The organism is Microbacterium sp. AG790 (genome assembly GCF_003634765.1).
Classification (GTDB): Bacteria; Actinomycetota; Actinomycetes; order Actinomycetales; family Microbacteriaceae; genus Microbacterium.
The window spans coordinates 264,129-289,055 of the sequence record NZ_RBWZ01000008.1 but is presented as its reverse complement, the minus strand read 5'-3'; the positions used below and the strand labels follow the sequence as shown (position 1 = coordinate 289,055).

Genomic DNA, 24,927 nt, shown 5'->3' with positions numbered 1-24,927 from the left:
CCTTCCCTTGACCGATGTCTCACCCGCGGCGGACGTGACCTATCCCGCCGACGGCTTCGCCCTGTTCCCCGACCGCTCCGTCGTCGCTCTGCGCGTCAACGGCGACCTGAAAGACCTCTCGACCATCGTCACGGCCGATGACGCGGTCGAGCCCGTTCTGGTCGACAGCGCCGACGGCCTGTCGATCCTGCGCCACTCCACCGCGCACGTGATGGCCCAGGCCGTGCAGCGCATCAAGCCGCAGTCGAACCTGGGCATCGGCCCGCCGATCACCGACGGCTTCTACTTCGACTTCGGCAACGTCGACCCGTTCACTCCCGAGGACCTCAAGGCCATCAAGAAGGAGATGGAGCGCATCGTCCGCGAGAACCAGCGCTTCGTCCGCCGCGTCGTCGACGAGACCGAGGCGCGAGAGCTCATGGCCGACGAGCCGTTCAAGCTCGAGCTGATCTCGCTCGCGGGCGGCCCGGGCTCCGGGGCGAACGCCGCAGAAGGCGCCTCGGCGGAGATCGGCGCCGGCGAGCTCACCGTCTACGAGAACGTCAACCGCGACGGCGAGGTCGTCTGGCGCGACCTCTGCCGCGGACCCCACGTTCCCGGTACGCGCTATGTCGCCAACGGCTGGGATCTCACCCGCGTCGCCGGCGCCTACTGGCGCGGCAGCGAGAAGAACCCGCAGCTGCAGCGCATCTACGGCACCGCGTGGCCCACGAAAGACGAGCTGCGCGCGCACCAGCAGCGTCTGGAAGAGGCGGCCAAGCGCGACCACCGCAAGCTCGGCAAGGAGCTCGACCTCTTCTCGTTCCCCGACGAGATCGGCCCCGGCCTCAGCGTTTTCCACCCCAAGGGCGGCATCATCCGCTACGAGATCGAGCGCTACATGCGCGAGCGTCTGCTCGCCAGCGGCTACGAGGTCGTGAACACACCGCACATCACCAAGGGCGACCTGTTCATGACGAGCGGTCACCTGCAGTGGTACGCAGACGGCATGTACCCGCCGATGGTGCTCGACGAGGTCGTGGATGCCGACGGTCACGTCAGCCGCGAGGGCCAGGAGTACTACCTGAAGCCCATGAACTGCCCGTTCCACAACCTGATCTTCCGCTCGCGCGGCCGCTCGTACCGCGAGCTGCCGCTGCGCCTCAGCGAGTTCGGGTCGGTGTACCGCTACGAGAAGAGCGGCACCCTCTCGGGCCTCACGCGCGTGCGCGGTATGACCCAGGACGACACCCACATCTACGTGACGGCGGACCAGGTCAAGGGCGAGCTCACCCACAGCCTCGACTTCGTCCTGCAGACCCTCCGCGACTACGGCCTGAACGACTTCTACCTGGAGCTGTCGACGAAGGAAGACGGCAACCCGAAGTTCATCGGCGCCGACGAGCTCTGGACGGAGGCGACCGAGACCCTGCGCGAGGTGGCCGAGGCATCCGGGCTCGAGCTCGTGCCCGACCCGGGCGGCGCCGCCTTCTACGGGCCGAAGATCTCGGTGCAGGCGCGCGACGCGATCGGCCGCACCTGGCAGATGTCGACCATTCAGCTCGACTTCAACCAGCCCGAGCGTTTCGAGCTCGAGTACACCGGCCCCGACGGCGAGAAGCACCGCCCCGTGATGATCCACCGTGCGCTGTTCGGCTCGGTGGAGCGCTTCTTCGCGATCCTGCTCGAGCACTACGCCGGCGCGTTCCCCGTGTGGCTGGCTCCCGTGCAGGTGGTCGGCATCCCCGTCGCGGACGACTTCGCCCCCTACCTCGATGAGATCGTCGCGCGCCTCCGGGCCGCCGGCGTGCGCGCCGAGGTGGATCACTCCGACGACCGCATGCCGAAGAAGATCCGCACGCACACGACCCAGAAGGTGCCGCTGCAGCTCATCGCGGGGGAGCAGGACCGCTCCGCGGGCACGGTCTCGTTCCGCTTCCGCGACGGGTCGCAGACCAACGGCATCCCCGTCGACGAGGCGATCGACAAGATCGTCGCCGCGATCGCCGGCAAGCTGCTCGTCAACACCGCCGAGGACCTGGCGTGAGAGGGCCCGGTCGGTGAGCGAGCCGGAGCCCACTCGGCCGTCGAGCGAGCCGGAGGCGAGTCGAAACGCCGACGCCGCCCTCGAGGACGCCGCGACGTTCGCGGCCGTCCCCGACGCCTTCCAGCGCCTGTGGACGCCGCACCGCATGGCCTACATCAACACGGGCGCCGATGCCCTCCGGGGCTCGGGCTGCCCGTTCTGCGCCGCGCCGCAGAAGTCGGATGCCGAGGGGCTCATCGTGCACCGCGGTGTCACGTCCTACGTGCTGCTGAACCTGTTCCCGTACAACTCGGGTCACATGCTGGTGTGCCCGTACCGCCACATCGCGACGTACGACCAGGCCACGCCGGAGGAGGTCGCCGAGATCGGCGCTCTCACCCAGACCGGTATGCGGGTGCTCCGCGCGGTCTCGCGCTGCGACGGCTTCAACATCGGCATGAACCAGGGCGCGGTCGCCGGCGCAGGGGTCGACGAGCACCTGCATCAACACATCGTTCCGCGGTGGAGCTCGGACGCGAACTTCTTCCCGATCATCGCACGCACGAAGGCCCTGCCCCAGTTGCTCGGCGAGGTCCGCGAGACCGTCGCCGCCGCCTGGCCGACGGCGTGAGCCCGGGCGGTCCCGACGACAGCGCGGCACCGTTCACGGTCGACGCGCGGCGTCTGCGCACGCTGCCGGCATCCACCGTGGAGCTGTGCGGCGACATCACCGCGTTCGACGCTCGCCGCGCCGAGGCCGAGACGCGCGAGCGTCAGGACCCGCTGTACTGGGTCGACCTCGAGGTACCCCGGGGATGGGTGCTCGTCGGCGACAACGGCCAGGGCGATGAGTGGTGGCTCGGTCCGCGTGGCGACGTCTGGTTCTTCGACCACGTCGACGGCGAACGGGCCGTGTCGCGCTTCGCGCCGATGCACCTCTCGATCACGCAGTGGCTGATGGTGGGGCACGTGCTGCACGCGCTCGAGCAGTTCGACGAGGCGAGTGATGCCACCGTGGAGCGCACCCGCGCCGCACTGGATGCGATCTCGCCCGAGCTCGGTGTGCGCTGGCCGTACGAGCTGTTCTGACGGAGCAGGGCGTTTCGACTCGCTGCGCTCGCTCAACGACCGGGGCGGGGCGGGCGCGGCAAGGCGGGGGGGGCGTTTCGACTCGCTGCGCTCGCTCAACGACCGGGGCGGGGCGGCGGGCGGGAAGTCCCGGTCGTTGAGCGAGGCGCGCAGCGCCGAGTCGAAACGGCGAACCTCAGCGCACCTGCGTCACGGGGAATTGCAGCCGCGGATGGGCGTAGAACTCCTGCGCCTCCACGAGCTGGAGCTCGCGCGCGCCCGCGTCGAACGTCGTCTGCAGCAGGTCGTACACACTCGACACGGTCTTTGCCAGCGCATCGGCGGCGTCGCCGCTCGCACGATAGTGGGCCGTGAACAGCGCCGCCGTGACGTCGCCCGACCCGTTCGCCTTCATGGGGATGCGCGGCGTCTGCACGATCCACGCGCCGTCGTCGGTCACGGCAAGCATTTCGATCGTGCCTTCGGGTGCATCCGGACGCTCGACCGACGTGACGAGCACGGTGCGCGGGCCCATCGCGCGCGCGGCATCCGCCGACGCGAGCGTCGAGGCGAGGTCCGTCGGCTCGGTTTCCGTGAGGAAGCCGAGCTCGAACTGGTTGGGCGTGATGATGTCGGCCGCCGGCACGACGCGATCGCGGAGCAGCACGGGGATCGCCGGAGCGACGAAGCACCCGCTCTTGGCGTTGCCCATCACGGGATCGCAGGAGTACACCGCCGCAGGATTGGCCGCTTTCACGCGCGCCACCGCGTCAAGGATGACGTCTGCGATGCCCTCCCCGCCCTGATAGCCGCTGAGCACGACGTCGATCTCCCCGAACACGCCCCGCTCCTCGATGCCCATGATGACGTCGCGGACGTCATCGGGGGAGATGAGCGGACCGCGCCAGGCGCCGTAACCGGTGTGGTTGGAGAAGTTCACGGTGTACACCGGGAGCACCTCGACGCCGATGCGCTGCAGCGGGAACACGGCGGCCGAGTTGCCGACGTGTCCGTACGCGACGGCGGACTGGATGGAGAGGATCTTCATCGGGCGATCATCCTGCTTTCGAGGTCGCGGCTGCGGCGGGGATCGCCGCGGCCAGGTCGGTGGCCAGACGCGCGAGATCGGCGTCCGAGAGGTCGTGGACGGTGATGCGCAGATGGCGGGTGGCGCGCGCGCCTTCGAGCACGAACTCGTCGCCCGGACGCACGAGCCATCCGCGACGCATGAGCTGCTCGGATGCCGCGCGCGCCGGCACCGCCAACGGCACCCAGAGGCTCAGACCGTCGCCCGCGACCACCGGGACGCCCGCCGCGGTGAACGCCGCGGCGGCCGCACGGTTGCGCGCGGCGTAGTGGGCGGATGCCGCGGCCACCGCCGCGACCGCGTCCGGATCGGTGAGCTGTTCGAGTGCCACGCGCTGGAGGAGGTGGCTGACCCACGTCGCGCCCGGGTTGAGGCGCTCAGCGAGCCGCTCGGCCGTATCGGGGTCTGAGGCGACCACGGCGAGGCACATGTCGGGCCCCAGGAACTTCGAGACGGAGCGGATGAGCGCCCAGCGCCGATGCGACGCGGAGATCACCGAGTGAAAGGGCTGCGCCGACAGCATCGAGAAATGGTCGTCTTCGATGACGAGGACATACGGGTGGTCGGCCAGCAGTGCGCGCAGCGCCGCAGCGCGCTCGGCACTGAGGCTCGCCCCCGTGGGGTTCTGAGCGCGAGGAGTGAGCAGCACGGCGCGCACCCCGGCATCCAACGCCGCCTGGAGCCCGGCGACGGTCATGCCCTCATCGTCGACGGGGACGGCGACGGGGCGGTAACCGCCGAGGCGAACCGTGTTCAGGCTCGCGAGGAAGCACGGGTCTTCGAGAGCCACCGCATCGTCGCGCGTCAGCGTCTGGGCGAGCAGACGTTCGATCGCGTCGGAGGCGCCGCCCGTGATCGTGAGACGCAGCGCGCGGTCGTCTCCGACGGCGGCCCGCATCCACTCTTCGGACCACGCTGCCAGGTCGCGGTCGATGACGGGTTCGCCGTACAGCACCGGCCGACCCGCGATGCGGCTGAGGGCTGGATGCAGATCGGGGATGAGTGCCGGGTCGGGGTTACCCGCCGCGAGGTCGCGCAGCACCGTGCCGCGTGCGAAGCCTTCTTGCGCCACGGGGGTGCGTTCGGCGACGCGCGTGCCGGCGCGGCCGCGGGCTTCGACCAGCCCGGCCTGCGTCAGCAGACGATACGCGGACACGACGGTGTTGCGATTGACCCCCAGATCGTCGGCGAGGGTTCGCACCGGAGGCAGCGCCGAGCCGGGCGCCAGCTCGCCGCGCTCGATCCTCTGTCGCACGCTGTCGGCGATATTGGTCGCGGTGGCCCCGGCGATGCGCAGCACGGAGGAGGCATCGGGGACGGCGTTCACGCTGATCAGTGTATGTGACAGGACATGCTACGTTTTGGCCTAGGCCAATAGCTGCGGCATCCCGCTCCGCCGCACCGAGCGACGTCCACACCCGAAGGAGAAACCCGTGTCCACTCCCGTCACCGGATCGTCCCGCGTCAAGCGCGGACTCGCCGAGATGCTCAAGGGCGGCGTCATCATGGACGTCGTCACCCCCGATCAGGCGAAGATCGCCGAGGACGCCGGCGCCGTCGCGGTCATGGCACTCGAGCGCGTGCCCGCCGACATCCGCGCCCAGGGCGGCGTGTCACGGATGAGCGATCCCGACATGATCGACGGCATCATCGAGGCGGTATCGATCCCCGTCATGGCGAAGGCGCGCATCGGCCACTTCGTGGAGGCGCAGGTGCTCCAGGAGCTCGGCGTGGACTACATCGACGAGTCCGAGGTGCTCTCACCGGCCGACTACGTGAACCACATCGACAAGTGGCACTTCACCGTCCCGTTCGTCTGCGGCGCGACCAACCTCGGAGAGGCGCTGCGGCGCATCACCGAGGGGGCGGCGATGATCCGCTCCAAGGGCGAGGCGGGCACCGGCGACGTGTCGGAGGCCATGAAGCACATCCGCAAGATCCGCGGCGAGATCGCCGCGCTCGGGGCGCTGTCGCGCGACGAGCTGTATGTCGCGGCCAAGGAGCTGCAGGCACCGTACGAGCTCGTCGCCGAAATCGCCGAGACCGGCACGCTCCCGGTCGTGCTGTTCGTCGCCGGCGGGGTCGCCACACCCGCCGATGCCGCGATGATGATGCAGCTCGGCGCCGACGGCGTCTTCGTCGGCTCAGGGATCTTCAAGAGCGGCGACCCGGCGGCCCGTGCCGCCGCGATCGTGAAGGCGACCACGTTCTTCGACGATCCGAAGGTCATCGCGGATGTCTCGCGCGGCCTCGGCGAGGCCATGGTCGGCATCAACGTCGCCGACCTGCCGGCCCCGCACCGGCTCGCCGAGCGCGGATGGTGACGACGGGGATGCCGCGAGTCGGCGTCCTCGCCCTCCAGGGGGACGTCCGCGAGCACGTCCGGAGCCTGGAGACGCTGGGCGCGGAGGTCGTCGCGGTGCGCCGCCCTGAGGAGCTCGCAACCGTCTCGGGGCTCGTGATCCCGGGCGGCGAGTCCAGCGTGATCGACAAGCTGGCGCGGACGTTCGGTATGCAGCAGCCGATCCGTGAGGCCCTCGCAGGCGGGATGCCGGCGTACGGCACGTGCGCCGGGCTCATCCTCCTGGCGGACCGCATTACCGACGGCATCCGCGGACAAGAGACCTTCGGGGGGCTCGACATCACCGTGCAGCGCAACGCCTTCGGCTCGCAGGTCGACTCCTTCGAGACGCAGCTCACGGTCGCGGGGTTCGATGAGCCGGTGTCCGCCACCTTCATCCGCGCGCCGCGGGTGGTGGAGACCGGACCGGCCGTCGAGGTGCTGGCTTCCCTGTCGGACGGAGCGATCGTCGCCGTCCGGCAGGGAGCGCTGCTCGGCACCGCATTCCACCCCGAGGTGTCGGGGGAGACGCGGTTCCACGAGCTGTTCCTCGATCTCGTCGCCGCACGCGCGAGCTGAGCGGATGCCGCGACCCGCATCTGCGGATGCGTAGGATCGCGCCATGACACGACGTGCATCGCGGATGATCGGCAGCGCCGTGGCCGGTGCGATCGCGGTCATCGTCCTCACGGGGTGCGCGGCCCACGAGAACGCGGCGGACGCGGCCGCACGCGACGCGGTCGCGCGGCTCGTCGGGGAGATCTCACCCCGGCAGGCGTCCGACATCGACGGATGGGCGCGGCTGGCCGCGGAGGCCGCCGGAGACCGCAGCGCGATCACCCTCATCGGCATCGCCCCGCAGACCACGCAGAACCCGATCGACCCACTGGGCACGCTGTCCTTCCGCGTTGAGATGACCGCGCGCAGCACCGGCATGTGGTCCGCCGAGACCGTGTCGAGCACGTCGTGCTACGCCGTCGACTTCACGAGATACGGCCCGGTCGCTCAGGATCGGCCGTGGAGCGATCCCCCCTCGGTTCGCACGATCGACTGCCCGGACGGGGCGAGGTCGGTGACGCCGCCGCCCGACACCTCTCCGGTCTTCGTGGTCCCCGAGGAGGCGGCCGACGCGATCCTCGCCGTGGTCGCCGACGCCTCCGCGACGGACCCGACGAGCGAGCTGGAGAGCGCGATCCTGGCCCGACTCACTGCGCCCACCGGCCCCTACGAACAGCTCGCCCCCCTCGAGGTCGTGCGGTCCGCCGACGGCGCGATCGGTGCCTCGATGGGCACCGAGCGCAGGTGCGTGCTCGTGCGCCGTGTGGACGGCGTCACCGAGCGGGTGTATGCGCCGCGCGTGTACCTGCAGCCGGGCGAGCTCGGCTGCCGCGGAACGACCGCACTCAGCGATCTGCGCCCACCACACTGATCCTCGACTCGCGCGCGGTGTCGGCGCGGCGGGCTAACGTGGCGGCATGACGACCTGGGTGGCGTTGCTTCGCGGCGTGAACGTCAACGGCATCACGATCCGCAGCACGGAGCTGGCGGCGTTGCTGCGCGGGCTCGGATTCGAAGAGGTGAAGACGGTACTCGCCAGCGGCAACGCCCGTTTCACGGTCGATGTCGACGTCGCCCGGCGCGCGGAGCTGAAGACTCGCATCGAGGCGGCCCTGCGTGACCGCTTCGACTACGACGCGTGGATCGTCCTCGTGACACTCGACGAGCTCGCCGCGGCCGTCACCGCCTACCCCTTCGATGCGGAAGACCCGAGCCGGCAACCGTACGTCGTCTTCTGCACCGACGTGGCCGTGCGCGATGCGCTGGCGGATGCCGCGGCATCCCTCGACCCGGCGGAGGACCCCACGCACCCCGGAATCGGGGTGGTGTACTGGAGCCCCGAGATCGGCAGGACGATCGACACCCCGTTCGGAAAGCTCCTCGGGCGCGCGGCGTACAAGCCGACGACGACCACGCGCAATCTGCGCACACTCGTCAAGATCCTCGGCTGAAAAGCACCAGTGTCGCCTGAGTAAACTGGAGATCATGTCCGGACACTCCAAATGGGCCACGACCAAGCACAAGAAGGCGGTCATCGACTCCCGCCGCGCGAAGTCGTGGGCGAAGCTCATCAAGAACATCGAAGTCGCCGCGAAGCTCGGCGGCCCGGACCTGCAGGGGAACCCGACCCTGTTCGACGCGGTCCTCAAGGCCAAGAAGACCTCGGTACCCAAGGACAACATCGACCGCGCCATCAAGCGCGGCGCCGGCATCGGCGGCGAGTCGGTCGAGTACTCGTCGATCATGTACGAGGGCTACGGACCGAACGGCGTGGCCCTCATGATCGAGTGTCTGACCGATAACAAGAACCGCGCCGCTGCCGAGGTGCGCACCGCCCTCAGCCGCAATGGCGGAACGCTCGCCGACCCCGGTTCGGTCGCCTACAACTTCTCCCGCAAGGGTGTCATCGTCGTGTCCGAAGAGAACACCAGCGAAGACGACGTCATGCTGGCCGCCCTCGAGGCCGGCGCCGAGGAGATCGAGCCGCACGCGCAGGGCTTCGAGGTCATCACCGAGGCGTCCGATCTCGTTGCGGTCCGCTCGGCATTGACCGACGCGGGCATCGAGTACGAATCGGCCGACGTCGAGTTCGTGCCGAACCTCAAGGTCGAGATCGACGCCGAGACGGCACGCAAGATCTTCCGCCTGATCGACGCGCTCGAAGACAGCGACGACGTGCAGAACGTCTTCAGCAACTTCGACCTCACCGCCGAGGTTCAGGCCGAGCTCGAAGACGACGAGTAAGCCGCGTTTCGACTCGCTCCGCTCGCTCAACGACCGGGGGCGCACGCGTTTCGACTCGCTCCGCTCGCTCAACGACCGGGGGGAGCACGCGTTTCGACTCGCTCCGCTCGCCCAACGACCGGGGGGAGCACCGGTCGTTGAGCGAGCGGCGCAGCCGCGAGTCGAAACGCCCCCGTCCGCGTCAAGCGCTTAGCGTGGGGGAGTGGCATCCGCTGTGCGCATCCTCGGCATCGACCCCGGCCTGACCCGGTGCGGCGTCGGTGTCGTCGACGTGCGCGCCGACCGGTCGGCGACACTCGTTCACGTCGGGGTCGTCCGCTCCGGCGCCGATCTGCCCATCGCGGAACGCCTCGCCCTCATCGCCCGGGGCCTGCGTGAGGTGTTCGCGGCGCACCGCCCCGACGTGGTCGCCGTGGAACGCGTCTTCGCGCAGCAGAACCGCAGCACGGTGATGGGCACCGCCCAGGCCAGCGGCATCGCACTGCTGCTCGCTGCGGAACACGGTCTTCCCGCCGCGACACACACCCCCTCCGAAGTGAAGGCGGCGATCACCGGCTACGGCTCCGCCGACAAGCTCCAGGTGCAGACGATGGTCGCCCGGGTATTGCGCCTGGACGCCCTGCCGCAGCCTGCCGACGCCGCGGACGCCCTCGCCATCGCCCTGTGCCACGGGTGGCGGAGAGGTGCCCCCTCGGGCAGCGCCGCCACCGGGGCGCTCACGCCGGCGCAACGGGCGTGGGCGGATGCCGAGAAGAGAGCGACGCGACGCTGACAGCTGCGCACCCCACACGCGTGTCGATCGAACAAAACTGCGAACGATTGTCTAGGGTGGTGCCATGATCTCCTCGCTGCGCGGCCGTGTGCTGCATCTGGACGCCGAGTCGGCGATCGTCGAGGTCGGCGGCGTGGGCTTCAGTGTCGCGGTGCCCGCCTCCGTGGCCCGCTCGCTCCACGCAGGCGACGAGACGACGCTGCACACCGCGCTCATCGTGCGGGAGGACGCCCTGTCGCTGTTCGGCTTCGCCGATCGCGACGAGCTCACCGTGTTCCATCACCTGCTCAGCGTGTCGGGGGTCGGTCCCAAATCCGCCCTCGGCGTGCTGTCGTCGCTCAGCGTCGATCAGATCGCGCACGCCGTCGCCGACGAGGATGACGCCCCGTTCCGGCGCGTTTCCGGGATCGGTCCCAAGACGGCCAAGCTCATCGTGGTGCAGCTCGCCGGCAAACTTCACGTGACCTCCGCAACAAGCCGGCCGGCTGCCGGCTCCGCCGCCGGCGAGATCGCCGGCCAGGTCGTCGCGGCACTCACAGCTCTCGGGTGGAACGAGCGCACGAGCGTCGAGGCGGTGACGCTGGTGCTGGATGCCGCGACCGATGCCGACAGGCGGTCGGTGCCGGTGCTGCTCAAGCTCGCTCTGGCCCAGCTGGGTCCCGCCCGTCCGGAGCGCGCCGGTGTCTGATTCCCAGGACCCCGCCGTGGCGGAAGACGCGACCGAGCTCGCCGTCGAGGGCGCGCTGCGACCGGCATCCCTCGCCGAGTTCGTCGGCCAGCAGAAGGTGCGCGGACAGCTCCAGCTGCTGCTCGATGCGGCGCGCATCCAACAGCGACCACCGGACCACATCCTGCTGTCCGGTCCGCCGGGGCTCGGAAAGACCACGCTCGCCATGATCGTGGCGCACGAGAGCCAGCGGCCTCTGCGTCTGTCCAGCGGACCGGCCATCCAGCACGCCGGCGATCTCGCCGCACTGCTGTCGAGCCTGGTGCCCGGCGAGGTGCTCTTCATCGACGAGATCCACCGGATGGCGCGCTCCGCCGAAGAGATGCTCTATCTGGCGATGGAGGATTTCCGCATCGACATCATGGTCGGCAAGGGAGCGGGAGCGACCAGCATCCCACTCGACCTGGCGCCGTTCACCCTCGTCGGCGCGACCACCCGGTCGGGCCTGCTGCCCAACCCGCTCCGCGACCGGTTCGGATTCACCGCGCACCTGGAGTATTACGAACCCGGCGAGCTCGAACAGGTGATCTCGCGCTCCGCAGCGGTCCTCGGCGTCGATCTGCCCGGCACCGCTCGCGCCGAGATCGCCCGACGTTCGCGCGGCACACCCCGCATCGCCAACCGTCTCCTGCGGCGGGTACGCGACTACGTCATCGTGCACGGAAAGAGCGCGTCGTCGGCGACCGATGCGCACGTCGCGGCCGCCTTGGAGCTCTATGACGTCGACGCGATCGGCCTCGACCGCCTCGACCGTGCGGTGCTGGATGCCGTCGTCCGGCGGTTCCGCGGGGGACCGGTCGGCCTCAGCACGCTCGCGGTGACTGTCGGCGAGGAGGCGGAGACGATCGAATCGGTCGTCGAGCCGTACCTGGTGCGGATCGGATTCCTCGGGCGCACGCCGCGAGGACGGGTTGCCACGCCGGAGGCTTACGCGCATCTGCGCGTGCCTCGTCCGGACGGGGCGCTCAGATTCGATGACCTATAATCACAGAAGGCTTCCTGCCGCCCTCTTCAGCGTCGATCCGGCGCGCTCCCGAAAGGTGTATCCGCATGGATTGGATTCTGCTCGTCGCGATGGTGGCGCTGCTCGGCTTCATGTTCTGGAGCTCTCGCAAGCGCGCCGCCAAGATGAAGGCGGAGCAGGAGGCCAAGGCACGGGCGATGCTCCCCGGCGTCAAGGTGCTGCTGCAGGGCGGCTTGTATGGCGTGCTCGTCTCGTACGACGGCGAGGACCTGTCCAAGGCGGCAACCGTCGAGCTCGCGCCCGGCGTCGCCGTCGAGGTCCACAGCCAGGCGATCCTGCGCGTCGTGGATGACGAGGACGGCACCGTCACCGAGGACGAGTTCATCGAAGCCGAGGCCGACCAGGCCGAGTACGAAGGCGATGTCGCCAACGGCGTCATCTCGTCGGTGAGCAACGACCGTGCCGTAGAAGCCGCCGAGAAGGTCGCCGACACGTCGGCCGATTCCGGCGACGCGAAGCCGCACGCCTGATCTCGCTGCACGTTCCCGAAGAAAGCTGACCCTCCGTGGCCACACCCACCCCGGTGCGCCGTGCTTGGCGCGCACTGACCGGACTTCTCGTCATCACGGCACTGCTGTTCGGAGTGAACGCCCTGGGCGTCTACGTCTTCGGCAAGAGCTCCTGGGCGCCTGAGCTCGCGCTCGACCTGCAGGGTGGCACGCAGATCATCCTCGAGGCGAAGACTCCAGACGGCGCCGCGCCGACGACCGATCAGATGAACCAGGCCGCAGCCATCATCCGTCAGCGCGTCGACGCGTCCGGTGTGGGCGAGGCCGACATCACCACGCAGGCCGGCAACCAGATCGTCGTGCAGATTCCGGGACAGGCCGACGAGGAGACGCGCAAGCGCATCGAGTCCTCCGCACAGATGCAGCTGCGGGCGGTTCTGGCCACGACCGCCGCGAGCACGTCGTTCGTCGGACAGGACGGCAACTCCACGCCGTACCCGACGCCCGACCCGTCGCTGGCCTCCACACCCACGGCATCGCCCACCAACGGCAGCGACCCCAGCTGGATCACCCCCGCGCTCCAGGCGAAGTTCCTCGCCTACGACTGCGCGAACAAGGACAACGACCCGGCGAACAGCCCCGCAAACCAGCCGCTGATCGCGTGCGACTCGACCGGCACGGCGAAGTATCTTCTCGGTCCCGTCGAACTCGACGGCTCGTCCATCAGCGACGCCACCAGCGGCATGAACACCCAGAACGGTCAGTGGGTCGTCAACATCGTCTTCGACGATCAGGGCACCAAGACCTTCGGCGAGGTCAGCCAGCGCCTGTACGCGTTCACCCAGGCGGGCAAGAGCCCGCAGAACCAGTTCGCCTTCGTGCTGGACGGTGCGGTCATCTCCGCTCCCTCCATGAACGGTGTGATCCTCGACGGCAAGCCGCAGATCAGCGGCTCCTTCAATCAGGAGAGCGCCAAGACGCTCGCCGACCAGCTGAAGTACGGCGCGCTGCCGCTCAGCTTCGGCATCGTGAGCGACAACGCCATCTCGGCAACTCTGGGCTCGCAGCAGCTGCAGATCGGCCTCATCGCGGGCCTCATCGGTCTCGCGCTCGTTGCCCTGTACTCGCTCATCGTGTATCGCGCGCTGGGCTTCGTCATCATCGCCTCCCTCGGCGTGATGGGGGTGCTCACCTACATCACGCTCTGCATCCTGGCCTGGCGCATGGGATTCCGTCTGTCGCTGGCCGGCGTCGCGGGTCTGATCGTCACGATCGGATTCACCGCCGACTCGTTCATCGTCTACTTCGAACGCATCCGTGACGAGCTGCGCGACGGCAAGTCGATCACCGGCGCTGTCGAAGACGGGTGGGGTCGCGCGAAGCGCACCATCTACATCTCGAAGTCGATCAACATCCTCGCCGCCGTGGTGCTCTACATCCTCGCCGACGCAACCGTGAAGGGCTTCGCGTTCACCCTGGGTCTCACGACGTTGATCGACATCCTGATCTTCATCCTGTTCACCCACCCGGTGCTGCAGCTGCTGGCACGAACGCGGTTCTTCGGCGGGGGACACCCGCTGTCGGGCCTCGATCCCGATGCCCTCGGCGCCGTCTATCGCGGGCGCGCGCAGTTCCGCGCCCCGGTGCTCGATGGCGCGAAGGGCTCGGCTGCGCGACGCGCGGGCCGCTCGCGCGGTGAGGCGGAACGCCGTCAGACCATCGCCGAGCGCAAGCAGGCGGAGCTCGCGGCGAAGAACGCCGGCAGACCGACTTCGACGACGGAGGGAGACGACTGATGCGCTCCATGAACGAGTTCGGTAACGACCTCTACACCGGCAAGACCTCTTTCCCCTTCGTCGGGCGTCGCCGCCTGTGGTTCATCATCGCCGCAGCCCTCGTCATCGCCGCAGCGCTCGTACCGCTGTTTCGTCCCATCCAGTTCTCGATCGAGTTCACCGGCGGATCGCAGTTCACCGTCAACCAGGTCGCGAACCCCGATCAGACCGCCGCGACCGCAGCCGTGCAGTCTGTGGTTCCCGGAGCGACGACGAAGGTCACGACCATCGGATCGGACGCGCTGCGCATCCAGACCGACCAGATGACCAACACCGACACGCAGGCAGTGACGGCGGCTCTGGCACAGAAGTTCGGGGTGCAGGAGTCCGACGTCAGCTCATCCTTCATCGGCCCGAGCTGGGGTCAGGACGTCACCCGTCAGTCGCTGTGGGGTCTCGCGATCTTCCTCGCCCTCACCTTCGTGATCCTCGCGATCTACTTCCGCACCTGGAAGATGTCGGTCGCCGCGATCATCGGCCTGGTCGATGTGCTCGTCATCACCGTCGGCGTCTACGGCCTCTTCGGGTTCGAGATCTCGCCGGCGGCCGTCATCGGCTTCCTCACGATCCTGTCGTACTCGCTGTACGACACGACGGTCGTCTTCGACAAGATCCGTGAGAACACACGCGAAGACGGTGAGAAGTCGGGACGCACGTTCGGCGAGTCCGTCAACCTCGCCGTCAATCAGACGTTGATCCGATCGATCAACACGACGGTGGTCGCCGCACTGCCGACGGGTGCGATCCTGTTCATCGGAGCGCTGTGGCTCGGCGCGCAGACGCTGACCGACATCTCGTTGTCGATCTTCGTCGGAACGATCGTCGCCGCGTACTCGACGCTGTTCGTCGCTGCCCCGCTGTACTCGCTGTTGCGCGAGAACGAGTCGGACCTCAAGTCGCGCGACGCGCGCGTTCTCGCTGCTCGCGAGCGCGCCCGCGTCGACGCGTGAGCAGGGTGCGCTTCGCCCGGGCGTAGGATAAACGGATCAGTCAAGGCGGAGGTGAGCGGATGGCCGAGACGGTTCCCACGTCTGCCAGTGCCGGAAACGTCGCGCCCCCGCCCAGCTCTCTGCGTCGCCTCGTCCCGAGGATCTTCTCCCGCGCGCCCTCGCGCAACGGCGTCGAGCAGCTGATCCGCACGGTGCGCACGCACCACCCCAAGGGCGACGTCGCGATCATCGAGCGCGCCTATCAGGTGGCGGCGCGGGCGCACGCCAGCCAGAAGCGGCAGAGCGGCGAGCCCTACATCACCCACCCGCTCGCAGTGGCACAGATCCTCGCCGATCTCGGTCTCGGCCCGCGCGCGATCGCCGCCGCCCTCCTGCACGACACCGTCGAAGATACCGACTACCGTCTCGACGAGCTGACGGCGGATTTCGGCGACGAGGTCGCCATGCTCGTCGACGGCGTGACCAAGCTCGACAAAGTCAAGTACGGGGATGCCGCGCAGGCGGAGACCGTCCGCAAGATGATCGTTGCGATGTCCAAGGACATCCGGGTGCTGATCATCAAGCTGGCCGATCGCCTGCACAACGCGCGAACCTGGGGCTTCGTGCCTCCGGAGAAGGCCGCGAAGAAGGCGACCGAGACGCTCGAGATCTACGCGCCGCTGGCCCACCGACTCGGCATCCAGGCCGTCAAGAACGAGCTGGAGGACCTGTCTTTCGCGGTGCTGCACCCGAAGCTGTACGCCGAGATCGACAGCCTCGTCAAGCAGCGCACGCCACAGCGTGAAGAGTACGTCCACAACGTGATCGACGCCGTCGAGGCGGACCTCCGTGACCTCCGCATCCGCGGCCGCGTCATGGGCCGCCCGAAGCAGCTCTACTCCGTGTACCAGAAGATGGTCGTGCGCGGCCGCGAGTTCGACGACATCTACGACCTCATCGGCATCCGGGTGCTGGTCGGGACCGTGCGCGACTGCTACGCCGTGCTGGGCTCGATCCATGCGCGCTGGACCCCGATTCCGGGTCGCTTCAAGGACTACATCGCCACACCCAAGTTCAACCTCTACCAGTCGCTGCACACGACGGTGATCGGCCCCGGCGGTCGCACCGTCGAGATCCAGATCCGCACCAACGAGATGCACCAGCAGGCGGAGTACGGTGTCGCCGCGCACTGGAAGTACAAGGAGCGGATGGCGGGCGGAAAGTCCGACACGAAGGCCGTCGACACCGATATGGCCTGGATCGCGCACATCTCCGACTGGCAGGCCGAGACGGCGGATCCGGGGGAGTTCCTCGACTCGCTGCGGTTCGAGATCGGCGCGAAAGAGGTGTACGTCTTCACGCCGAAGGGCCGGGTCATCGGGCTTCCCGCCGGCGGCACGCCCGTGGACTTCGCCTATGCGGTGCACACCGAGGTCGGTCACCGCACGATGGGCGCGAAGGTCAACGGCCGACTCGTTCCGCTGGAGTCCGAACTGCACTCCGGCGACGTCGTCGAGGTCTTCACCTCCAAGAACCCGGATGCCGGCCCGAGCCAGGACTGGCTGAGCTTCGTCAAGAGCACGCGGGCGCGCAACAAGATCCGCGGATGGTTCACCAAGGAGCGCCGCGAAGAGGCGGTGGAGCAGGGCAAGGACGCCATCGCGCGGGCCATGCGCCGCCAGAACCTGCCGCTGCAGCGCCTGATGAACCAGGACTCGTTCACCGAGGTCGCCCACCAACTGCGCTACGAGGACGTCACCGCCCTGTACGCCGCCGTCGGCGAAGGCCACGTGTCGACGCAGTCGGTGATCGAGAAGGTCACGGCGCTCGTCAGTTCGGAGGAGGACACCTCCACAGGCCCGATCGAGATTCCGCACATCGGCCGCTCGAAAGCACCCCGCGGCGGCGACTCGGGTGTCCTGGTGCGCGGCGCGCCGGACATCCTCGTCAAGCTCGCCAAGTGCTGTACGCCGGTACCGGGCGACGACATCGTCGGCTTCGTCACCCGTGGCAGCGGAGTATCCGTGCACCGGGCGGACTGCACGAACGTGCGGTCCCTTCAGGACGATCCCGATCGCATGATCGACGTGGCCTGGGCGCCGACGACCAAAAGTGTGTTCCTGGTCCACATCCAGGTCGAGGCACTGGATCGCTCGGGACTGCTCAGCGACATCACGCGCGTGCTGAGCGAGCACCACGTGAACATCCTCTCGGCCTCGGTGCAGACGACCAACGACCGCCTCGCGCTCAGCCGCTACGTGTTCGAGATGGGCGACATCGTGCATCTGGACCGGGTGCTCAACGCCGTCCGCCGTATCGACGCGGTGTACGACGTCTACCGCGTGACCTCCTCCTGAGCGCAGGCCCGCAGCACCGCGACGGCCGCGCGCTTGTGGTGCAAGGGCGGACCGTCCGCCAGGACCTGCGCCGCCACGGCGGCAAGGCCCGGTGACCAGCGCAGGAGGGCGGCGATCGCCGCCGCGGTATCGGCGCCACCGCACTGATCCCTCACGAGGTCGCCGAGTGTTCTCGCCGGTGTGGTCACGGCCACGCCCGAGATCATCATCACGTCCTCGCCACGTAGCGCCACGTCTCGGTACGCCAGCCTGGCGTCGACCACCGAGTGGATGCGCCTCACGGACAGACGCTGCACGTCATGACGAACGGGCGGCTCCGCCAGAGCTCCATGCACCCAGGCCGCTGACCTTCGCGTCAGCGCGAGCGCCGCGGACAGCGTCGGACGCATCGATCCCGCCCGCAACTCGCGGGTTTCGACGGCGTCCGTCGGCATGTACGCCTCACCGACTTCGACGAGGTCGCCGTCCAGTCGCGCCGCGCTGAGCTCAGCGGTCGACAGCCGCTCGCCGGCGAAGTAGAGGAAAGGCCAACCCATGACGGCAGTCTCCCCGCCGCACGCTGCGCGCGGACGGGGAGACGACGATCTGTGGACAGACGAGGACGAAGGGTCCTCCGGGAGGAAGCGTGCTCAGCCGCCGAGCGCCTTCAACCAGCTCTTGCGTGCCTCGAGGGCCTCGGTGGCCTTCGCGATCGCCCCGGCGTTCTTCGACGCCTTCGCCTTCTCGAGATCGGCCTCGAGAGCGGCGATGGCATCGCGCAGCTGCTGCGTCATGTCGTTCTGACGCGCCTTGGTCTCCGGGTTGTTGCTCTTCCAGTCGGCATCCTCGCGAGCCTTGACGCCGTGCTCGATCTTGCGCAGTTCGTCGTCGAGGCCCCGTTCGGCCTCGCGCGGGAAGATGCGGCCGATCTCGTCCCAGCGCCGCTGGATACCGGTCAGCAGCGTCCGCGCCTTCACGAGGTCTTTCTCCTGCGGCACCGCGGCGGCCTCCGCGAGGAGCGCGCGCTTCGCCTCGATCTTCTCGCGCGACTCCTCGGCATCCGCCTGCTCACGCTCGCTGCGCGCGGCGTACAACGCGTCGCCGGCCGCCTTGAAGCGTGCCCACAGCGCGTCGTCGGCCTTCTTGCCGGCGCGACCCGCGCTCTTCCACTCGTCCAGCAGCGTGCGGTAGGCACCGATGCCGTCCTCGCCCTTGCTGGCCAGCGCCTCGGCGCGCTCGACGAGGCGAGCCTTGGCATCGCGAGCGGCGCGGTGCTGTTCATCCATGCCCGAGTAGAACTCGCGACGGTGCTTGTCGAGCGTGGCGCGCGCATCGCGGAAGCGCTTCCACAGCTGCTGGCCCGTGCTCTTGGGCAGACGCGGACCCGTCGCCTGGTGAGCCTGCCACTGCGCGAAGAGCTCGCCGATATCGGCGGTGGTCTGCTTCCACTGGATCGACTTGGGGTCACGGGCCGCCAGGGCCTCGATCCGCTCGACGAGCGCGGTCCGCTCTGCGATGGCGGCATCGACCGCCTCGCGCTGAGCCTGCGCCTCTTCGGCCGATGCCTCGCTGAGAGCGGCATCCAGCGCGCTCAGTCGCGCCTCCAGCGCCGCGAGGTCGCCCACGGCGGCCGCACCGATGACACGCTCACGCACGGTCGCCAGCGTCGAGCGGAGATCGGAGGCCGATGCCCCGCCGTTGCGGTGACGAACCTCGAGCAGGGTCACCTCGCCGGCGAGATCGACGTACTTGCGCTCGAAGTACGCGAGGGCTTCCGCGGGCGTGCCGTCGGGGTACTGACCCACGACACGCCAGTCGTCGCCCTCTCGCACCGAAACGGTGCCGTCGTCATCCGCGCGACCGAACGAGTCGGGCGCGGCTGCCGGGAGGGGGGCGACGGCGGCGCGACGCGCGGGAGGGCGCGGGACCGGCATCGCCCGCGGAGTCGGAGCCGGCGCCGGTCGCGCCGAAGCGGGCGTGGCCTCCGTGGCTGCGGCCTCGTCGGAGACGGGCGCGGCCTCGTCGGCGGCAACGGTGGCGGTGTCCTCGACAGCGGCCTGTTCGGCAGGCTCGTGGTCGGGCTGGGAAGGGGAGACGTCAGTCACGGATAGCACCTCGTCGCGGCGCACGCCGCATGGGGGTTCGGTCGGCATACAGCCTATACGGGCGTGCCCGCCGTCCGTGGAGCGCTCACCCGCGGCGCCCGCTCCACCGCCGACTGTCAGGGCGCCGCGGTGGGCGACGGTGTCGGTGCCGGGATCTCGGAGGAGCCGGGCAACTCCAGCGGCGTCGGGGCGGGTGTGGCGGCGCCGCTCGGAGCGGGCGTCGGCGCGCCTGGTCCGGCGGTGTAGTACGCGACCTGACCGCCGACCACCGCGAGCAGCAGAAGGCCTCCCGCGACGCCGGCGATGACGTTGTCGCGGCGCCGGCGTGCGATCAGGCTCGCGTGGAACTCCTGGCGTGCCCGATAGAGGCGCGCGCGTTCCTTCTCGTCGCGCGATTGCTTCTTGCCCGCCGCAGCCACCCGGACCTCCTTCGTGTTGGTGCGCCCCGGCCGCCGTGATCCGGGCCGCGCAGCACTCTGGGAAGACTACGTCTCGGCGCACGCTGTCGACAAACCTGGACGACCCCGACGTCGGCGCTCACGGATAGCCTGGTCCGGTGGCATCGGCATCCGCTCTCTTCCAAGGCCAGACCCCTCTGGCCGTCCGGATGCGACCGACCTCTCTGGAGGAGGTGGCCGGCCAGGGGCACCTGTTGCGCCCCGGATCTCCGTTGGTCGCCCTCGCCGACCCGGCAGGCGCCGCGAAGACAGCCGTCTCGGTGATCCTGTGGGGCCCGCCGGGCACCGGCAAGACAACACTGGCGCAGGCGATCGCGCGTACGTCGGGACGCCGGTTCGTGGAGCTCTCGGCGGTCACCGCCGGCGTGAAAGACGTGCGCGAGGTGATGCAGGAGGCGATGACCCAGCGCGACCTCTACGGCATCTCGACGATCCTCTTCCTCGACGAGATCCACCGCTTCACCAAAGCCCAGCAGGACGCTCTTCTGCCGGGCGTGGAGAACGGTTGGGTGATCTTGATCGCCGCGACCACCGAGAACCCGTCCTTCTCGGTCATCTCGCCGCTGCTGTCGCGGTCGCTGCTGCTGACCCTGAAGCCGCTCACCGACGACGACCTCGGCCTGCTGCTCGATCGCGCGGTGTCGGATGCTCGCGGGCTGAATGGGGCCGTGGTACTGGATGCCGAGGCACGCACGGCGCTCGTCCAGCTGGCTTCCGGCGACGCACGCCGCGCGCTCACTTCGCTCGAAGCGGCGGCGGCGATGGTCGTCGACGACGATGCCGACGGCGACGGGCGCCCGGCCGTCACAGCGGCCCACGTCTCCGACGCCGTCGACCGCGCGCTGCTGCGCTACGACCGCCAAGGGGATGAGCACTACGACGTCATCAGTGCGTTCATCAAGTCGATCCGAGGCTCCGACGTCGATGCCGCCATGCACTATCTGGCGCGGATGATCGAGGCGGGAGAGGACCCGCGCTTCATCGCCCGGCGTCTCGTGATCTCGGCATCCGAGGACATCGGCCTCGCCGACCCGCAGGCGCTGGTCATCGCGGTCGCCGCCGCCGATGCGGTCGCTTTCATCGGCATGCCCGAGGGCCGTATCCCGCTCGCGGAGGCGACCGCCTATCTCGCGACGACGGCCAAGTCCAACGCCGCCTACCTCGCGATCGACACAGCGATCGCCGACGTGCGTGCCGGGGGATTCGGACGCGTGCCCACGCACCTCCGCGACGCGCACTACCCGGGCGCGAAGCGGCTCGGTCACGGCAAAGGCTACGTCTACCCCCACGATCTCGAGGTGGGTGTCGCCACGCAGCAGTACCTGCCGGACGAGCTGCGGGGGCGCCACTACTACGAGCCGACCGGACGCGGGATGGAGCGCGACATCGCGGCACGCGTCGAGAAGATCCGCAAGATCCTCGGCGACTGAGCGGGCCCGTGTGGGCCCGAATGGGCCCGAGCTCGCGGCGCGCCGCCTGCCGGTGCGAGGATCGAGAGATGGACGACGAGAGCGCACAGCCGTGGGAGCTGCTCACCGAGACCGAGATCTACGACGGGTATACGCGGGTACGCCGCGACACGTACCGCCTTCCGGACGGCTCGGTCTCCGACTGGGACGTGCTCGATCAGGGCGACACCGTCGCCGTCATCGCTTTCACCGACACCGGTGACGCCCTCCTGTTCGAGCAGTACCGCGTCGGTCCGCGCGCTCTGGTGCGCGAGCTTCCCGGCGGGCTGATCGATACGGGCGAGGATGCTCTCACCGCCGGCGCGCGCGAGCTGCTCGAGGAGACGGGCCATCGCGCCGCGGCCCTGTTCCACGCCGGGAGCGAGTGGTCGGGAGCCAACTCCACTCGACGCAAGAACGTGGTCGTCGCCGCCGGCTGCCGCCGCGTCGCAGATCCGCACTGGGAAGACGGCGAGACGGGTGTCGTCCGCACGACCGGGATCGACGAGCTCGTCGCGCATCTGCTGGCGGGCGGTTTGAGCGACGCGGGGGAGGCCGCGCGCGGGCTGCTCGTGTTCGCGCGGGCATCCGTCACCGACCCCGCGCTCCGCCGTGCACAGGAGCGTGTGCGCTCCGCGCTGGAGCGTGCGCTGCGATCGGCGCCGGTCGCTGATCCCGTCGATGAGCTCGCACTGTTCTGGGATCGCTTCGATCCGGCGGACCCCGCGACGGCGCACGCAGAGCTGGGACGCCTCCTCGACGCGCGTGGACAGGAGGATGCGCGCGCCGCATTCGAGCGCGCGTCGCTGCATGACGCGCTCGGCGAGGAAGAAGCCGCGATCCCGCTGTACCGGCAGGCTCTCGATCGGGGCCTGGCCGCTGCGCACCGCACGCAGGCGGTCATCCAGCTGGCGAGCTCGCTGCGCAACGTGGGCGACGCCTCCGCCGCGATGGCGCTCCTGCACACGGTCGGCGACGACGACCCGCTGATCGCCCCCGCCCGCGCCTTCCTGGCCCTCGCGCTGCACGACGACGAGAAGCCGACCGCGGCGGTGCGCACGGCTCTACAGACGCTCGCGCCGATGCTGCCGCAGTATCGCCGGGCCGTCGACGCGTACGCGGGGGAGCTGGCGAGCCTCGCCCGCATCCGCGCGATCGCCGTCGGACTGGTGGTCCAGGACGGACATGTGCTGCTGGAGTCGTACCCGGAGACCGACCGGCACGGCGAGTTCCTCCGTGCTCCGGGTGGCGGCATCGAGTTCGGCGAGACCGCGGCGCGCGCCGTCGTCCGGGAGTTCGCCGAGGAGCTTGCGGCGGAGTTCGACGACGCCGTGCTCGCGGCCGTCACCGAGAGCATCTTCGACAGCGGCAGCGGTCGCGGGCACGAGATCGTGCATGTCTTCCGGGGACGTTCGCCGCAGCTGGCCGCACTGCCGGTGGGTGAACGGCTGCCCGTGCGGGACAGCCACACGACGGTGGGCTGGTACGAGATCGCGGCGCTGTGGGTTGCGGATGCGCCGCCCGTGTACCCGGTCGGCGTCCTCGACCTGCTGCGCTGAGTGTCGACTGTGACAAGCTGACGGGATGTCGGCTCTGCTCATCGGCGTCATCGCCGTCACGCTGCTCAACCTGTACGCGGCCGTCCTGATCGTGCTGCGCGCGCGGGTCTACGGCGTGAAGCTGTACCGGCCGATGCTCCTGAACATCGGACTCTCTTTTCTTCCGGTGCTGCTCGCGGTCGTGCTCGGCGCGGGCCTGCTTCTGCTGACCCCCTTGATCGGGCAGGCGACCGAGGCGATCGCCGGGGCGGGCACGTTCGCCGTGTGGGCCTACCTGATCGTCGCGACGCTGCTGTGGCTCGTGTTCTTCCCGAACTCGGTGTACCTGATCACGGAGCTCAACTTCAGCCATCGAGCCGAGACCACACCGGTACCCCTGTGGTACGACATCGTCCAGACGCTGGCGCTGACGCTTTCCGGCATCGCCAATGCGGTCCTCAGCCTGGCCGTCGTGCAGACGATGGGCCTCGTTCTCATCGATCGCCCCGACGGACGCATCCCCGCCGCCAGCTGGGGCTTCGCCGCGACCGTGATCCTGCTCGGTGCCATCGGCGTCTATCTGGGGCGCTACCTGCGGCTCAACAGCTGGGACATCCGGCATCCGGGATCCATGATCCGCAAGCTGCGTGACCATCTGCGTCATCGGGGCAAGGCTCTGGAAGCGTTCGGCTTCGTCCTGACCCACGCACTGCTCATCGCCATCCTCTACGTGCCGCTGTTCGCGCTGGGCTGGTCCGCGTTGCGCGCGGACGCCCTCTGATACAGTGGAGTGGCTCGAAACCGGTTTTCGGGCATCCCCTCTTTTCTTCACCGACCTTCCGGCATGCCCCGGCGTGCAGTCCGGACAGGGCGAGGAGAGGCGATACGTCCGCGAGGCGCGACAGTCGCGTCCGCGTAACGAAAGGAACACTTCGTGGCTACGAAGTCCCAGGACCGCCGCAAGGTGCGTCTGTCGCGCGCCCTCGGCGTCGCGCTGACCCCCAAGGCAGCCAAGTACCTCGAGAAGCGCCCGTATGCTCCCGGCGAGCACGGCCGCACCAAGCGCAAGCAGGACAGCGACTTCGCCGTCCGCCTCCGCGAGAAGCAGCGTCTGCGCGAGCAGTACGGCATCCGCGAGAAGCAGATGCGCAACACGTTCAACGAGGCTCGTCGTCAGGACGGCCTGACGGGTGAGAACCTCGTCGAGCTGCTCGAGATGCGCCTCGACGCCCTCGTGCTGCGTGCCGGCTTCGCCCGCACCACGGCGCAGGCCCGTCAGCTCGTCGTGCACCGCCACATCCTCGTGGACGGCCAGCTCGTCGACCGCCCGTCGTTCCGCGTGAAGCCGGGTCAGGCCATCCACGTCAAGCCCAAGAGCGAGTCGCTGGAGCCCTTCCAGGTCGCCGCCCTCGGTGGCCACGCTGAGGTTCTGCCCCCCGTCCCGGGCTACCTCGAGGTCGAGCTCGACAAGCTGCAGGCCAAGCTCGTGCGTCGTCCGAAGCGTGCGGAGGTCCCCGTCACCGGTGACGTCCAGCTCGTCGTCGAGTACTACGCCGCGCGCTGAGCGCGTGCACATCCGAAGGGCGTCGGGGTTCTCCCCGGCGCCCTTCGGCGTTCTCGCAGACCCACCGACACGAGCCGTGCACCTAACATGGAACGCATGAAGAAGGTGCTGTGGTTCGTCGTGGGTCTCGCGGGAGGCTTCGTCGCCGCCCACTTCGTGAACAAGGATCCGCGCGGCCACGAAGTTCTCGCCGAGGTCGATGCGCGCATCACCGAGTTCACCGACCGCATCGGCGAGGCATATCGCGCCCAAGAGGCGAAGATCGACGGCATCGCCGAAGACGTCAAGGATGCCGCCGCGAACGCCGTCGAGGCCGCGAAGGACGCGGCATCCAGCGCCGTGGACGCCGCGCACGACGTCGTCAAGAACGCCGACTGACCCACCCCCGCACCGTCCCGTCCGGGACCGCCCGATCCCGCACGCCCGTGCTCTGCCGAGG

Annotated in this window: 25 protein-coding genes; 20 read left to right on the top strand and 5 right to left on the bottom strand. The window is 69.2% G+C overall.

The annotated features are described in order from the left end of the window. Positions 1 to 7: 7 nt before the first annotated feature. The 3 genes from thrS to DEU37_RS09255 are packed head-to-tail and all read left to right on the top strand — an operon-like array spanning position 8 to position 3,094. Positions 8 to 2,026 (top strand): threonine--tRNA ligase, encoded by a 2,019-nt coding sequence (gene thrS / locus DEU37_RS09265; RefSeq protein WP_121190427.1) that lies wholly within the window; start codon positions 8 to 10, stop codon positions 2,024 to 2,026. A 13-nt stretch (positions 2,027 to 2,039) separates the two neighbouring features. Beyond that, positions 2,040 to 2,636: an HIT domain-containing protein gene (locus DEU37_RS09260; RefSeq protein WP_121190426.1), complete on the top strand. Its 597-nt coding sequence runs from the start codon at positions 2,040 to 2,042 to the stop codon at positions 2,634 to 2,636. Further along, on the top strand, positions 2,633 to 3,094 hold the full coding sequence (locus DEU37_RS09255) for an SMI1/KNR4 family protein (RefSeq protein ID WP_121190424.1): 462 nt from the start codon (positions 2,633 to 2,635) through the stop codon (positions 3,092 to 3,094). The genes DEU37_RS09260 and DEU37_RS09255 overlap by 4 nt, the downstream gene beginning before the upstream one ends. Positions 3,095 to 3,269: 175 nt before the next feature. Here the strand turns inward: DEU37_RS09255 and pdxY are convergent, their stop codons facing one another. Then, positions 3,270 to 4,121 carry a pyridoxal kinase PdxY gene (gene pdxY / locus DEU37_RS09250; RefSeq protein ID WP_121190423.1) on the bottom strand — a complete coding sequence of 284 codons (852 nt, stop codon included), beginning with the start codon at positions 4,119 to 4,121 and terminating at the stop codon, positions 3,270 to 3,272. Between the two features lie 7 nt (positions 4,122 to 4,128). Next, positions 4,129 to 5,487, bottom strand: a complete 1,359-nt coding sequence (locus tag DEU37_RS09245; RefSeq protein WP_121190421.1) for an aminotransferase class I/II-fold pyridoxal phosphate-dependent enzyme — start codon at positions 5,485 to 5,487, stop codon at positions 4,129 to 4,131. A 106-nt stretch (positions 5,488 to 5,593) separates the two neighbouring features. Here DEU37_RS09245 and pdxS point away from each other — a divergent pair, with 106 nt between their 5' ends. The 12 genes from pdxS to DEU37_RS09185 all read left to right on the top strand — a co-directional run bounded on the left by pdxS (position 5,594) and on the right by DEU37_RS09185 (position 17,396). After that, on the top strand, positions 5,594 to 6,484 hold the full coding sequence (gene pdxS, locus DEU37_RS09240) for a pyridoxal 5'-phosphate synthase lyase subunit PdxS (protein WP_121190419.1): 891 nt from the start codon (positions 5,594 to 5,596) through the stop codon (positions 6,482 to 6,484). Beyond that, positions 6,478 to 7,080, top strand: a complete 603-nt coding sequence (gene pdxT, locus DEU37_RS09235) for a pyridoxal 5'-phosphate synthase glutaminase subunit PdxT (protein WP_121190418.1) — start codon at positions 6,478 to 6,480, stop codon at positions 7,078 to 7,080. Before pdxS ends, pdxT begins: the two co-directional genes overlap by 7 nt. Positions 7,081 to 7,123: 43 nt before the next feature. Continuing rightward, on the top strand, positions 7,124 to 7,930 hold the full coding sequence (locus DEU37_RS09230; protein WP_121190416.1) for a hypothetical protein: 807 nt from the start codon (positions 7,124 to 7,126) through the stop codon (positions 7,928 to 7,930). A 46-nt stretch (positions 7,931 to 7,976) separates the two neighbouring features. Beyond that, positions 7,977 to 8,510 (top strand): DUF1697 domain-containing protein, encoded by a 534-nt coding sequence (locus DEU37_RS09225; RefSeq protein ID WP_121190415.1) that lies wholly within the window; start codon positions 7,977 to 7,979, stop codon positions 8,508 to 8,510. Between the two features lie 34 nt (positions 8,511 to 8,544). Continuing rightward, positions 8,545 to 9,303 (top strand): YebC/PmpR family DNA-binding transcriptional regulator, encoded by a 759-nt coding sequence (locus DEU37_RS09220; RefSeq protein WP_121190413.1) that lies wholly within the window; start codon positions 8,545 to 8,547, stop codon positions 9,301 to 9,303. Positions 9,304 to 9,505: 202 nt separating this feature from the next. Beyond that, positions 9,506 to 10,075 carry a crossover junction endodeoxyribonuclease RuvC gene (gene ruvC, locus DEU37_RS09215; protein ID WP_121190411.1) on the top strand — a complete coding sequence of 190 codons (570 nt, stop codon included), beginning with the start codon at positions 9,506 to 9,508 and terminating at the stop codon, positions 10,073 to 10,075. A gap of 64 nt (positions 10,076 to 10,139) precedes the next feature. After that, positions 10,140 to 10,763 (top strand): Holliday junction branch migration protein RuvA, encoded by a 624-nt coding sequence (ruvA, locus tag DEU37_RS09210; protein ID WP_121190410.1) that lies wholly within the window; start codon positions 10,140 to 10,142, stop codon positions 10,761 to 10,763. Then, complete coding sequence (ruvB, locus tag DEU37_RS09205; protein ID WP_121190408.1) at positions 10,756 to 11,787, top strand: Holliday junction branch migration DNA helicase RuvB; 1,032 nt, start codon at positions 10,756 to 10,758, stop codon at positions 11,785 to 11,787. Before ruvA ends, ruvB begins: the two co-directional genes overlap by 8 nt. A 65-nt stretch (positions 11,788 to 11,852) precedes the next feature. Next, positions 11,853 to 12,296: a preprotein translocase subunit YajC gene (gene yajC / locus DEU37_RS09200; RefSeq protein WP_121190406.1), complete on the top strand. Its 444-nt coding sequence runs from the start codon at positions 11,853 to 11,855 to the stop codon at positions 12,294 to 12,296. Between the two features lie 35 nt (positions 12,297 to 12,331). Continuing rightward, positions 12,332 to 14,071 carry a protein translocase subunit SecD gene (secD, locus tag DEU37_RS09195; RefSeq protein ID WP_121190404.1) on the top strand — a complete coding sequence of 580 codons (1,740 nt, stop codon included), beginning with the start codon at positions 12,332 to 12,334 and terminating at the stop codon, positions 14,069 to 14,071. After that, on the top strand, positions 14,071 to 15,060 hold the full coding sequence (secF, locus tag DEU37_RS09190; protein ID WP_121190402.1) for a protein translocase subunit SecF: 990 nt from the start codon (positions 14,071 to 14,073) through the stop codon (positions 15,058 to 15,060). Before secD ends, secF begins: the two co-directional genes overlap by 1 nt. A gap of 59 nt (positions 15,061 to 15,119) precedes the next feature. Next, entirely contained in the window at positions 15,120 to 17,396 is a 2,277-nt protein-coding gene (locus DEU37_RS09185; protein ID WP_005049533.1) for a bifunctional (p)ppGpp synthetase/guanosine-3',5'-bis(diphosphate) 3'-pyrophosphohydrolase, read from the top strand. On the opposite strand, the gene DEU37_RS09180 is transcribed toward DEU37_RS09185, so the two are convergent. The 3 genes from DEU37_RS09180 to DEU37_RS09170 form a co-directional block, all read right to left on the bottom strand. After that, the gene (locus DEU37_RS09180; protein ID WP_121190401.1) at positions 17,375 to 17,932 is read right to left on the bottom strand and encodes an SAM-dependent methyltransferase; all 558 of its coding nucleotides are present in this window, start codon (positions 17,930 to 17,932) and stop codon (positions 17,375 to 17,377) included. The two genes, DEU37_RS09185 and DEU37_RS09180, sit on opposite strands and share 22 nt — an antisense overlap. A gap of 93 nt (positions 17,933 to 18,025) precedes the next feature. Continuing rightward, positions 18,026 to 19,480 carry a DUF349 domain-containing protein gene (locus tag DEU37_RS09175; protein WP_121190496.1) on the bottom strand — a complete coding sequence of 485 codons (1,455 nt, stop codon included), beginning with the start codon at positions 19,478 to 19,480 and terminating at the stop codon, positions 18,026 to 18,028. A gap of 116 nt (positions 19,481 to 19,596) precedes the next feature. After that, positions 19,597 to 19,899, bottom strand: coding sequence for a dioxygenase (locus DEU37_RS09170; protein ID WP_121190399.1), 303 nt, complete (start codon positions 19,897 to 19,899; stop codon positions 19,597 to 19,599). 188 nt (positions 19,900 to 20,087) lie between these two features. Between DEU37_RS09170 and DEU37_RS09165 the strand changes: the two genes are divergently transcribed. The 5 genes from DEU37_RS09165 to DEU37_RS09145 all read left to right on the top strand — a co-directional run bounded on the left by DEU37_RS09165 (position 20,088) and on the right by DEU37_RS09145 (position 24,866). After that, a complete protein-coding gene (locus DEU37_RS09165) occupies positions 20,088 to 21,368 on the top strand; it encodes a replication-associated recombination protein A (RefSeq protein ID WP_005049538.1) in 1,281 nt (426 codons plus the stop codon). A gap of 68 nt (positions 21,369 to 21,436) precedes the next feature. Then, complete coding sequence (locus tag DEU37_RS09160; RefSeq protein WP_121190397.1) at positions 21,437 to 22,945, top strand: tetratricopeptide repeat protein; 1,509 nt, start codon at positions 21,437 to 21,439, stop codon at positions 22,943 to 22,945. Positions 22,946 to 22,970: 25 nt separating this feature from the next. Next, positions 22,971 to 23,705 (top strand): DUF1361 domain-containing protein, encoded by a 735-nt coding sequence (locus DEU37_RS09155; protein WP_121190395.1) that lies wholly within the window; start codon positions 22,971 to 22,973, stop codon positions 23,703 to 23,705. Positions 23,706 to 23,858: 153 nt separating this feature from the next. Further along, positions 23,859 to 24,488 (top strand): 30S ribosomal protein S4, encoded by a 630-nt coding sequence (gene rpsD, locus DEU37_RS09150; RefSeq protein WP_121190393.1) that lies wholly within the window; start codon positions 23,859 to 23,861, stop codon positions 24,486 to 24,488. Positions 24,489 to 24,584: 96 nt separating this feature from the next. Next, a complete protein-coding gene (locus DEU37_RS09145; protein WP_231477285.1) occupies positions 24,585 to 24,866 on the top strand; it encodes an ATPase in 282 nt (93 codons plus the stop codon). Positions 24,867 to 24,927: the final 61 nt, after the last annotated feature.